The sequence below is a fragment of the Synechococcus sp. GFB01 genome (assembly GCF_001039265.1).
Taxonomy (GTDB): domain Bacteria; phylum Cyanobacteriota; class Cyanobacteriia; order PCC-6307; family Cyanobiaceae; genus NIES-981.
In genome coordinates this window covers 1-10,737 of the sequence record NZ_LFEK01000061.1, presented here as the reverse complement: position 1 = coordinate 10,737, position 10,737 = coordinate 1, and the positions used below count along the sequence as shown (strand labels likewise).

8 protein-coding genes and 4 pseudogenes are annotated in these 10,737 nt (G+C 71.1%); 7 read left to right on the top strand and 5 right to left on the bottom strand.

Annotation, left to right across the window (positions count from 1 at the left end):
- The first annotated feature begins 30 nt into the window (after nucleotides 1-30).
- From SYNGFB01_RS08270 to SYNGFB01_RS08255, 4 genes and pseudogenes are all read left to right on the top strand, one after another.
- Complete coding sequence (locus SYNGFB01_RS08270; RefSeq protein WP_369795524.1) at nucleotides 31-147, top strand: thioredoxin family protein; 117 nt, start codon at nucleotides 31-33, stop codon at nucleotides 145-147.
- Nucleotides 134-1,324 (top strand): annotated as a pseudogene (locus tag SYNGFB01_RS08265) (aminotransferase class I/II-fold pyridoxal phosphate-dependent enzyme). The gene SYNGFB01_RS08270 and the pseudogene SYNGFB01_RS08265 overlap by 14 nt, the downstream one beginning before the upstream one ends.
- A gap of 115 nt (nucleotides 1,325-1,439) precedes the next feature.
- A complete protein-coding gene (locus SYNGFB01_RS08260; protein ID WP_053068403.1) occupies nucleotides 1,440-2,057 on the top strand; it encodes a biotin--[acetyl-CoA-carboxylase] ligase in 618 nt (205 codons plus the stop codon).
- Between the two features lie 179 nt (nucleotides 2,058-2,236).
- Nucleotides 2,237-3,213, top strand: a pseudogene (locus SYNGFB01_RS08255) (M23 family metallopeptidase).
- A 48-nt stretch (nucleotides 3,214-3,261) separates the two neighbouring features.
- On the opposite strand, the pseudogene SYNGFB01_RS08250 reads toward SYNGFB01_RS08255, so the two are convergent.
- The 4 genes and pseudogenes from SYNGFB01_RS08250 to SYNGFB01_RS15915 all read right to left on the bottom strand — a co-directional run.
- Nucleotides 3,262-3,935, bottom strand: a pseudogene (locus SYNGFB01_RS08250) (ABC transporter ATP-binding protein).
- 4 nt (nucleotides 3,936-3,939) lie between these two features.
- Nucleotides 3,940-4,149 (bottom strand): hypothetical protein, encoded by a 210-nt coding sequence (locus tag SYNGFB01_RS15430; RefSeq protein WP_235300050.1) that lies wholly within the window; start codon nucleotides 4,147-4,149, stop codon nucleotides 3,940-3,942.
- A gap of 8 nt (nucleotides 4,150-4,157) precedes the next feature.
- Nucleotides 4,158-4,604, bottom strand: coding sequence for a proton-conducting transporter membrane subunit (locus SYNGFB01_RS15920; RefSeq protein WP_255347544.1), 447 nt, complete (start codon nucleotides 4,602-4,604; stop codon nucleotides 4,158-4,160).
- A gap of 121 nt (nucleotides 4,605-4,725) precedes the next feature.
- A pseudogene (locus SYNGFB01_RS15915) lies at nucleotides 4,726-5,073 on the bottom strand (proton-conducting transporter membrane subunit); the annotation flags it as partial.
- A 588-nt stretch (nucleotides 5,074-5,661) separates the two neighbouring features.
- Between SYNGFB01_RS15915 and topA the strand changes: the two are divergent.
- The gene (topA, locus tag SYNGFB01_RS08240; RefSeq protein WP_048017667.1) at nucleotides 5,662-8,370 is read left to right on the top strand and encodes a type I DNA topoisomerase; all 2,709 of its coding nucleotides are present in this window, start codon (nucleotides 5,662-5,664) and stop codon (nucleotides 8,368-8,370) included.
- Between the two features lie 297 nt (nucleotides 8,371-8,667).
- Here the strand turns inward: topA and SYNGFB01_RS14625 are convergent, their stop codons facing one another.
- Complete coding sequence (locus tag SYNGFB01_RS14625) at nucleotides 8,668-8,814, bottom strand: hypothetical protein (protein WP_161795874.1); 147 nt, start codon at nucleotides 8,812-8,814, stop codon at nucleotides 8,668-8,670.
- A 32-nt stretch (nucleotides 8,815-8,846) separates the two neighbouring features.
- Between SYNGFB01_RS14625 and SYNGFB01_RS08235 the strand changes: the two genes are divergently transcribed.
- Together SYNGFB01_RS08235 and SYNGFB01_RS08230 are read left to right on the top strand one after the other, a co-directional pair.
- Nucleotides 8,847-9,524: a DUF2232 domain-containing protein gene (locus SYNGFB01_RS08235; RefSeq protein WP_048017666.1), complete on the top strand. Its 678-nt coding sequence runs from the start codon at nucleotides 8,847-8,849 to the stop codon at nucleotides 9,522-9,524.
- A gap of 369 nt (nucleotides 9,525-9,893) precedes the next feature.
- On the top strand, nucleotides 9,894-10,637 hold the full coding sequence (locus tag SYNGFB01_RS08230) for a hypothetical protein (protein ID WP_235300049.1): 744 nt from the start codon (nucleotides 9,894-9,896) through the stop codon (nucleotides 10,635-10,637).
- Nucleotides 10,638-10,737: the final 100 nt, after the last annotated feature.

Below are 10,737 nucleotides of genomic sequence, written 5' to 3'. Positions count from 1 at the left end.
CCGAYCCGAACCCCCACCTGCCGCGACCGGATGGGCATCCAGGGCCTGCCCACCCTGGTTCTCTTCCAGGGGGGGCAGGAGCTGGCCCGCCATGAAGGTGCCATGGCCCAGCCCCAGCTCAAGGCCTTCCTGGATGCCCATCTCTGAGCGCCTCGCCCGACTGGGCAGCGGCGTCTTCGCCCGCAACGACGAGCGCAAGGCGGCCTACGCCAGCCTGGCGGCCGATCAGGGGATGCCGCCGCTGCTGGATCTCTCCCTGGGCTCCACCGATCTTCAGCCTCCGCCCGTCGCGATCGAGGCCATCGCCGCGGGCCTGGGCAGGGCCGAGAGTGCGGCCTACTGCCTGCACGCCGCCACCCTGCCCTTCCGCGAGGCGGCGGCCGCCTGGGCCCGGCGCCGTTTCGGCGTGGCCGTGGACCCGGAGCGGGAGGTGCTGCTGCTGGTTGGGTCCCAGGAGGGCACGGCCCACCTCCCCCTGGCGGTGCTGAATCCAGGCGATCGGGCCCTGCTGCTCGATCCCTACTACCCCTCCCACATGGGCGGTCTGAACCTGGCCTCGGCAGAGCCGGTGCTGCTTCCCCTCGATGCCGGTTCGGGCTGGCGGCCGCGCTTCGAGCACCTCGATGCCGCGGCCTGGCAGACGATCCGGTTGATGGTGCTGGGCTTCCCCCACAACCCCACCGCCACCACCGGCGAGCAGGCCTGGCTCGATGAGGCGGTGGCGAAGGCCCTGCAGCACGGCATCGTGCTCGCCCACGACAACCCCTACGTGGATCTGGCGCTCGAGGGAGAGGCGCCGGCGCTGCTGCGCCATCCCCACTGGCGGCAGTGCGGCATCGAGTTCTTCTCGTTGTCGAAGAGCTGGTGTCTGGGCGGTTACCGGCTGGCCTTCGCGATCGGTGCCCCATGGCTGATCACGGCACTGCGCCAGCTCAAGGGCGTGGTGGATTTCAATCAGTCGCTCGCTCTGCAGGCCGGTGCGGTGGCGGCGCTGGAGCAGGCCCCGACTGGCCGGAGCGGCTCCGCGCCACCTACCGCGAGCGGCGCGATGGCATGGCCGCGGCCCTGGAGGCGGTGGGTTGGCCGGTGCGCCGCCCCTCGATGGCGCTGTATCTGTGGCTGGCGCTGCCGGAGCCGGCCGGCGCCGCGGCTGGGCAGCGAGAGGTTCTGCGCTGCGCTGCTTGAGGCCACGGGGGTGGCGCTGACCCCCGGAAGCGGCTTCGGACCGGGCGGCGAGGGCTGGCTGCGGCTGGCACTCGTGCACCCGCTGCCGGAGCTGCTGGCGGGGGCCGAGCGGATCGGTGCGTGGCTGCAGCGTCTCTGACCTGGCGGCTGCGCCGCCTGCGCGTGTGCGCCAGCACCGAGATCGAACTGGCCCGCTGGCTGGCGGTCCGCGAGGCGCGGGGCCTGGGCCTGCCCGGGAGATCCCTGGCCTTTGCGTGGTGGCCCGGCGGCAGCGTTTCGGGGTGGGCCAGCAGGGGCGAATCTGGCACTCGCCCGCCGGCGGTCTCTGGCTGAGCGCGGCCTTCCCCTGGTCGGCCACGCCGTCGGCGGCCCCGCTGGCCCTGGCGGCGAGCGTGGGTCTGGCTCTGCAGCTGGAGCGGCTGGGGTTGCGGCCCCGGATCAAGTGGCCCAACGATCTGTTGCTGGAGGGCCGCAAGCTGGCGGGGGTGCTGCCGCGCGTGCGCTGGCGGGGCACGGCGATCCGCTGGGCTCAGGTGGGGGTGGGTCTCAACGGTGTCAACCGTGTTCCCGCCGGAGCGATCGGTCTGGCTGAGGCCCTGGCCCGCCGGCTCGGTGGGCCAGCGCACCGCCGCCGCTTCCATCCCGGCGCCATCCCAGCGCGACTGGAGCCGCTGGTGCTGGCCGGCCTGAGCTGGGCTGCCGCGCAGGTCGATGCCGCCGAGTGCATTCGCCGCGAAGCCGAGGCCCGCCTGTGGGTGCCGGCGGATGGCTGGACCCATGACCACCGGCGCTGGCAGGTTCGCGGTCTCAGCCTCAGTGGTGGCCTGCTGCTCCAACGCGGGGAGGCGCGACGCACCCTGCTGCGGTTCTGACCTCGGCACCGATCCGGAGTCGGGTTGTGCTTCTGGCGACCGCGTTCCCTGACTACGATTGAACGTCTTTGTGACTGGCATCGATGGCATCGAGCCCGATCGCTGCGACCGCCAGGACGATCGCCGTGGCTTGGGCGGCCGCTCTGGCGTGTGACGCAGGTTTCGGGGTGAACCTGGCCATGGCCGAACCGGAGGCCTCGCAGGAAGCCCCCCCACCGCCCGCGGCTGCGCCAGGGGTGCTGCGGCCGCCGCAGCAGTTGCCCCAGGCGGGACCGGCCACCCGTTTTGATGCCTCCCTCGATGCGCTGGTGCGCGATGGGTGGTGACGCCCGCTGAACGTGCCCGCATCCGCAGCGCCACCGGCCTCAAGCCGATCGATGTGCCCGCCCATCAGCAGGCCTGCCGCAGCGGCGCGCTCTCGGTGCAGGAGTGTCGCACCGGCGTGGTGGTGCGCTGGCGTGGCCGCTCCGCGCCGTTCGGCTCCACCACCGAGGAGCTGACGGCAGAGGGGGGCAGCCCCACGCGACTGGNNNGCGACGGCAGGCCCCTGCCGCCGCTCACGGTGCCGGTGTCGGCCTTGCTGGCGGGCGGGGGCGGCACTTTCCGCCTGGAGGATGTGTTCGGCGTGACGCCCCGGCCGTCGCCCATCGCCGGGAACGGCAACCGCCGGCTGCTGTTCCCGCTGATCGGCTCGGCCTTCGCCAGCAGCAGCTTCGGTTTCCGTCTGCATCCGATCCTCGGTATCTGGCGGCTTCATGCCGGCCAGGATCTGGCGGCGCCGGAGGGTACGCCGGTGGTGGCGGCTCTCGCCGGTCGGGTGGTGAGCAGCGGCCTGGCCGGTGGTTATGGCCTGGCGATCGAGATCGAGCACGACTCCCCGCGCCGTCGCACCCTCTACGGCCATCTCAGCGAGCTCTACGTGAAGCCGGGCGCTCGGGTGCGTCAGGGAGAGGTGATCGGCCGCGTCGGCAGCACCGGTCTCAGCACCGGACCCCACCTCCACTTCGAGTTGCGCCTGCCACAGGATGGCGGTTGGGTGGCCGTCGATCCCGGCGACCTGGATCCAGGACCCGGCGAGAGCGGCAGCGATGCCATCGCACTGCTGATGGGTCAGCTGCTCAGCAGCCTCGAGCGCCCCGCCCCCAGGGCGGGCTGAGGGTGTCCGCCCTGGTCACGGCAGGAGGCCGACGACCCCGTCTCCCGCTCAGTCCAGAACCCGGCCGTCGCGGAAGTGCACGATCCGCTCGGCGCGGGCTGCCACGTCGTCCTCGTGGGTCACCATCACCACCGTCATGCCGGAACGGTGCAGATCCTCGAAGATGTTCAGCACTTCCGCCGTGGTGCGTGAATCGAGAGCGCCGGTCGGCTCATCGGCCAGCAGCATGGCCGGATGGTTGATGATTGCCCGCGCGATCGCCACCCGCTGCTGCTGACCGCCGGAGAGCTGGTTGGGTTTGTTGTGCAGCCGCTGTGCGAGCCCGACCCGGGCCAGGGCTGTTTCAGCGCGCTGTCGCCGCTCGGCGGCCGGCACCCCGGCATAGACCATGGGAAGCATCACGTTCTCCAGGGCCGTGAGCTGGGGCAGCAGATGAAACTGCTGAAACACGAAGCCCAGCTCCCGGTTGCGCAGATCGGCGAGCTGGTCGTCGTTGAGCGTTTCGACCGGCGTTCCGTTGAGCCGGTAGCTGCCGCCGCTCGGCCGGTCCAGGCAGCCGAGGATGTTCATCGCCGTGCTCTTGCCGGAGCCCGACGCCCCATGACCGCCAGATAGTCACCCCGCTGGACCGAGAGGCTGAGCTGGTCGAGGGCCTTCACTGCGGTCTCACCGCTGCCGTAGACCTTGTCGACCTGGATCAGCTCCGCGACCGGTTGCCTCAAGGCTTCAGCTCAGAGCCGCCTGCAGGATCGGGGTGCCGGCCACGGCGTCGCTGGCCCATGTGAACAGGGGGCTGGAGAGGATGCCGCCGATCGCGGTGACGATCACGCATCCCACCAGCGCGGCTCGCAGGGGGGGCAGGCCCGGCAACGACCAGTTGATCGGGGGGTAGGCCTTGACCACGTCGGAGGCTTCCTGCGGCTCCTTGACCACCATCATCTTGATCACGAGATGTAGTAGTAGATCGACACCACTGAGGTGATCAGCCCCACGACTACCAGCAGGTAATGGCCGTCGGCCCAGCCGGCGAAGAACAGGTAGATCTTGCCGAAGAAGCCCAGCATCGGCGGGATGCCGCCCAGCGAAAGCAGGCAGAGGCTCAGGCCCAGGGTGATCAGCGGATCCTTCTGGTACAGGCCGGCGTAATCGCTGATCCGGTCGGAACCGGTGCGCAGTGAGAAGAGAATGATGCAGGCGAAGGCGCCCAGATTCATGAACAGGTAGGCGGCCATGTAGAGAACCATGGCGGCATAGCCGTCTTCAGTGCCGCACACCAGACCGATCATCACGAAGCCAGCCTGGCCGATTGAGCTGTAGGCCAGCATCCGCTTCATCGAGGTCTGAGCGAGGGCCACCACGTTGCCGAGCACCATGCTGAGAATCGCCAGCACGGTGAAGAGCAGTTTCCACTGGGCATCGAAGCTCTCGAAGCAGCCCACCAGGATGCGCAGCGCCAGGGCGAAGCCGCGGCCTTCGATCCCACTGACAGGAAGGCCACCACGGGTGTGGGCGAGCCTCGTAGACGTCGGGGGTCCACTGGTGGAAGGGCACCGCGGCGATCTTGAAGGCCACGGTGGACAGGACGAACACCAGCGACAGGGCGGCGACCGGCGCGGCGCTGGTCTGGAGCGCCACCGCCACCGCTGCCAGGTCGGTGGCTCCGCCGGTGAGGCCGTAGAGCAGCGAGGCCCCGTAGAGGAAGACGGCGGCGGCTGCCGATCCCACCAGGAGATATTTGAGGGCCGCCTCGGAACTGCGGGCGTCGCGCTTCATGTAGCCCGACAGCAGATAGCTGGCGACCGAAAGGGTCTCCAGCGATACGAAGATGCTCACCAGGTCGGTGGCACCGCAGAGGAACATCGCCCCGAGGGTGGCCGCCAGGAGGATCGCCGCGTATTCACCCACCGGCGTGCCGCTGCGTTCCACGTAGCGCCAGCTGAGCAGCAGCGAGATCAGGGTGGAGGCCGCCACCACGGCCCGGAAGGCGATGGCGAGATTGTCGGCCAGGAAGGATCCCAGGAAGGAGGGCTCCAGCTGGGCGTTGTTCCACTGCAGCGCCAGCAGGGCAAGGGCTCCGCCGAGGCCGGCGTAGCAGAAGGGCGGCACCCAGCGGCTGGCGGCTTCCTCGCCGGCCAGATCGACCAGCAGGCAGGCCACCAGAGCCAGCAGCACGGCAGCTTCGGGCAGGATCGCTGCCGCGTTGAGCTGCAGATTCAGTCCGGCGGTGCCGNCGCCGGAGCTGATCGCATCGACCAGGGGACCCGTCTGTGGAGCTGCGCTGGCGGCGGCCAGAGGAGCGGCAACGGAGAGGAGAACGCCGAGCAGAACCATCGCAGCAGCTTGCCTGGCCAGGGATTGTGGCGCTGACTGTAGCGGCGGTGGCGCCTGATTCGGCGCCACCGCCGGACCGGCGGTGCGATAAAGAGGGAAGCGGTTTCCCGCCTGCCTGTGGCGCACACCCTCGTCATCGTCGAGAGCCCCACCAAGGCCCGCACCATCCGCGGGTTCCTGCCCAGTGGCTTCCGTGTGGAGGCCTCGATGGGCCATGTGCGCGACCTGCCCAACAACGCCAGCGAGATCCCGGCGGGCCACAAGGGCGAGAAGTGGGCCAACCTCGGCGTGAACACCGCCAACGACTTCGAGCCCCTCTACGTGGTGCCGAAGGACAAGAAGAAGGTGGTCAAGGAGCTCAAGGAGGCCCTCAAGGGCGCCGATCAGCTGCTGCTGGCCACCGACGAGGACCGGGAGGGCGAATCGATCAGCTGGCACCTGCTGCAGTTGCTGCAGCCGAAGGTGCCGGTCAAGCGGATGGTGTTTCACGAGATCACCAAGGAGGCGATCGGCCGGGCCCTGGCTTCACCCCGCGAGCTCGACATGGAGCTGGTGCACGCCCAGGAGACCCGCCGCATCCTCGATCGGCTGGTGGGCTACACCCTGTCGCCGCTGCTCTGGAAGAAGGTGGCGTGGGGGCTCTCCGCCGGCCGCGTCCAGTCGGTGGCGGTGCGCCTGCTGGTGCAGCGCGAGCGGGCCCGCCGGGCCTTCAGGAGCGGCAGTTACTGGGACCTCAAGGCCCGGCTCGAGCAGGGCGGCAGTGGCTTCGAGGCCAAGCTCAGCCATCTCGGCGGCGTGAAGATCGCCGGCGGCAGCGATTTCGACGAGAACACCGGCGGCCTCAAGGCCGGCAGCACGGTGCGGCTCCTGCAGGAAGCCGAGGCCCGCCGGTTGCGCGAGGCCGTCCTGGCGGCACCCTGGCGCGTGGCGGCGGTGGAGGAGAAGCCCACGGTGCGCAAGCCGGTGGCCCCCTTCACCACCAGCACCCTGCAGCAGGAGGCCAACCGCAAGCTGCGGCTCTCGGCCCGCGAGACGATGCGCACCGCCCAGGGGCTCTATGAGCGCGGCTTCATCACCTACATGCGCACCGACTCGGTGCATCTCAGCGAGCAGGCGATCGGCGCTGCCCGCAACTGTGTGAGTGCCAAGTACGGCAAGGATTATCTCAGCCCCAGCCCGCGCCAGTTCTCCACCAAGGCCCGCAACGCCCAGGAGGCCCACGAGGCGATCCGCCCCGCCGGCGAGAGCTTCCGCGATCCTGCGGCCACGGGCCTCGAAGGCCGCGACCTGGCCCTCTACGACCTGATCTGGAAGCGCACGGTGGCCTCCCAGATGGCCGATGCCCGCCTCACCATGCTGAGCGTGGATCTGGAGGTGGATGGGGGCGAGCTCGGCACCGCGGCCTTCCGTGCCAGCGGCAAGCGGATCGACTTCGCCGGCTTCTTCCGCGCCTATGTGGAGGGCTCCGATGATCCCGATGCGGCCCTGGAGGGTCAGGAGGTGCTGCTGCCGGTCTTGAAGGTGGGCGACTGCCCCGGTTGCCGCGAGGTGGAGGCCCTCGGCCACCAGACCCAGCCGCCCGCCCGCTACAGCGAGGCCGCCCTGGTGAAGATGCTGGAGAAGGAGGGCATCGGTCGGCCTTCCACCTACGCCTCGATCATCGGCACGATCGTGGATCGGGGCTATGCCACGCTCCAGAACAACGCCCTCACCCCCAGCTTCACGGCCTTCGCCGTGACCGCTCTGCTGGAGGAGCATTTCCCCGACCTCGTCGACACCGGTTTCACCGCCCGGATGGAGGGCACCCTCGATGAGATCGCCGCCGGCAAGGCGCGTTGGCTGCCTTACCTGGAGAGCTTCTACAAGGGCGAGACGGGCCTGGAAAACCAGGTGGCTCAGCGTGAAGGTGACATCGATCCCGGTATGTCGCGAACCGTGGAGCTCGAAGGTCTCCCCTGTGTGGTGCGCATCGGCCGCTTCGGGGCCTATCTGGAGACCAAGCGCGTGGCCGACGACGGTACCGAGGAGCTGCTCAAGGCCACCCTGCCCCAGGAGATCACCCCGGCGGATCTCGATGCCGAGAAGGCCGAGCTGATCCTCAGGCAGAAGGCCGAGGGGCCTGAAGCCCTCGGGGAGGATCCCGAAACGGGCGAGCTCGTGTATCTGCTCTTCGGCCAGTACGGCCCCTATCTGCAGCGCGGCCAGGTGAGCGACGCCAACCCCAAGCCCAAGCGCACCTCCCTGCCCAAGGGGCTCAAGGCCGAAGAGCTCACGCTCGAGGATGCCCTGGGTCTGCTGCGCCTGCCGCGCCACCTGGGTGAGCACCCCGACGGCGGCAAGGTGGAGGCGGGGCTTGGCCGCTTCGGGCCCTACGTGGTGCACCACAGGGCCAAGGGTGAGAAGGACTACCGCTCCCTGAAAGCCGAGGACGATGTGCTCTCCGTGGGTCTGAACCGCGCCCTGGAACTTCTGGCGATGCCCAAGCGCGGCCGGGGCGGACGCACCGCGCTCCGCGATCTGGGCCTGCCCGAGGGCAGTGAGGATCCGATCCAGCTGTTCGATGGCCCCTACGGGCTGTATGTCAAGCAGGGCAAGGTCAATGCGTCCCTGCCGGAGGGGGTGACGGCCGACACGATCACGCTCGAGCAGGCGGTGGAGCTGCTGGCCGCCAAGGCCGCCTCCGGCACGGCCAAGGGCAGGGCACGCAAGCCCTCCGCTCGCCAGCCCGCCGCCGCCAAGCCGGCGGCCCGCAAGGCGCCGGCCACCACCAAGAGTGKCCGCCTGCGGGCCAGCGCCGTGCGCGTCATCAAGGCGGCCGACAGCTGATGGCACGGAGGTGGCCCGTGGTGTTTGCGCTGCTTGGCCTGGTCCTGAGCGGCTGCAGCGGCACACCCTTCGGCGACCAGCTCTCGCGCAGCTTCTCGGCGCCGCAGGCCAGCCCAGAGCCGCCGCGGCCGGCCGCGGCCAACCCCTCGGCTGCCTCCTCGGCCCCGCTCTGCCGGTTGCTCAGCCTCAGCCGACGTCTGTTCCATCGGATCGCACCGCAGCGCAGCCCAGGCCCACCCCAGCCGCCGCCTCGAAGCTGCCCGCGCCGGCGGCCAAGCCCTCCGCTGCCCCGGCGCCCTATCGGCTGGTGCTGCGGCTGCCCGGTGCCGATCCGTCGGCGCCGGCCGAAGCCGTCACCGAGGCCCTGCGGGCTGCCGGGGTGAGCTTCGAGGTGGAGATGATCGAACGGGTGCGCGGCGGCGAAGCCGCGGGGGCGGCCGCCACCCCCGCTGCCACGCCGCGCCGGCGCCGCGCTGATGGCGACCCCCGACCCCGGCTCCGGCCAGCGCCTCACGCGCACCCAGGCCTACCGACTGATGGACACGGCCTACCTGGCCGCGGCCACGGGCCTGCTCTGGGTGGCGCTCTATTACCTGCCGGTGGGCAGCCCCCTGTTCCGCCTCGGCCTGCCCCTGCCCCTGGCCCTGCTCCAGCTGCGCCACGGCTGGCGCTGCGCCGTGGAAGGCCTGGCGGTGACAGCCCTGCTGCTGGTGGCCCTGATGGGGCCGATCCGCGGGCCGCTGGTGCTCTTCCCCTATGGCTTTCTGGCCCTCTGGCTGGGCTGGTGCTGGCGTCGGCGCGCCGGCTGGTGGCAGAGCTGGGCCGTCGGCAGTCTGATCGGCACCGCCGGCTTCCTGGTGCGTGTGCTGGTGCTGTCGGTGTTGGTGGGTGAGAACCTCTGGGTGGTGGTCACCACCGCCGCCGCGGGCCTGCTCGAGCGCCTCGCTGGCCTGCTCGGCCCCACGCTCCTGCCCACGGGCAGCGTCGAGCTGGGTGTCGTCCAGCTGGCGGCGGTGCTGCTGGTGTGGTTGCAGAACGGTGTGATGGTTCTGGCGCTGCATGCCATTGCCTACTGGATCTTCGGGCGACTGGGGAGTCCCATCCCCGAGCCGCCCCGGGCTCTGCGGGCTCTGGTCGCGCTCGATCCCCTCTGAGCCCTGCGGTGAGCGGACCCGACTGGCAGCGAAGCGGCGTGCTGCTGCTGCTCGCCGCCACCGAGACCGCCGCGGTGCCCGGCATCTCGGCCGCCGGCACCACCCCTGCATCCCGCCGCCAGACGGCCGCTGCCGACGCCGAGCTGCTGCTGCTGGGCCCGGCAGCGTTCCGTCCCCATGCCCTGCCTCCCCTGCCGGCCGGGGTCAGCCCGGCCCTGATCAGCCACGCGGTGCTGAGCGGGCTGGGGCTGCTCGATCGCCTGCAGGTGGTCGACCTCGGCTGCGCCGTGGCCCCTGCCGTTCCCCCACCTGCGCCTGCCAGGGCCGGAAGGGCGGGGCCCGGCGGCCTGCCTCAGCAGTGGGCGCGCCATGGCCCCGGCGCGGGTCACGGCCCTGCTGGAGCGGGGTCGCCAATGGGGTCGCCGCTGGGCTCGCGGCTGGCAGGGCCATCGCCCGCTGCTGCTGGCCGAGTGCGTGCCCGGTGGCACCAGCACCGCCCTGGGTGTGCTGGTGGGGCTGGGGGTGGCGGCGACCGGGCTGGTGAGCGGCAGTCTGCCCACCCCGGCCCATGGCCTCAAGGCCGAGCTGGTGGCCCGCGGTTTGGCGGCGGCCCGTCTCGGCCCGGCGACAGCGGCGGGTGGGGCGGGCGATTCAGCGCCGCTGGCCGTGCTGGCGGCCGTGGGTGATCCGATGCAGGCCCTGGCGGCCGGGCTGGTGCTGGAGGCCGGGGTGCGGGGGGTGCCGCTGCTGCTTGCCGGTGGCAGCCAGATGGCGGCGGTGCTGGCTCTGGCCCTGGCGCTGGCATCGCCGTTCGAACGACCCCGGATCGCCGCTGCGGCCAGCGTGGCCACCACCGCCTGGGTGGCGGAGGAGGCTGGCAGTGATCTGGCGCTGCTGCTGCAGCGGATCGGCCACCGCTGGGGTGTGTCGCCGCGGCTGGAGGTGGCCGCGCTGCGCTTCCACCGCTGCCGCAGCGAGCCCCTGCGTGACTACGAGCGCGGTTTCGTGAAGGAGGGCGTGGGTGCCGGTGGCCTGGCCCTGCTGTGGCAGCGCCTCGGACGCGATCCGCAGGATCTGGCCCTGCTGTGTGATCGCCTCTGCGGCCAGCTTTAGGGTCGGGCCCATGCCTGAGCTCCCCGTCCCCTCCGCCGTCGCCAGCTGCTGCGCCTGGGGCTCGGTGCGGCCCTCGGCGGCGGAGGGACCGTGCTGCTGG

Excerpts from the sequence above, each read along its gene's own strand:
- SYNGFB01_RS08230 (WP_235300049.1), top strand. The coding sequence starts at position 9,894 with ATGGCCCCGGCGCGGGTCACGGCCCTGCTGGAGCGGGGTCGCCAATGG.
- SYNGFB01_RS08270 (WP_369795524.1), top strand. The coding sequence starts at position 31 with ATGGGCATCCAGGGCCTGCCCACCCTGGTTCTCTTCCAGGGGGGGCAG.
- SYNGFB01_RS08235 (WP_048017666.1), top strand. The coding sequence starts at position 8,847 with ATGGCGACCCCCGACCCCGGCTCCGGCCAGCGCCTCACGCGCACCCAG.
- SYNGFB01_RS15430 (WP_235300050.1), bottom strand. The coding sequence starts at position 4,149 with ATGGTGGTCAAGGAGCCGCAGGAAGCCTCCGACGTGGTCAAGGCCTAC.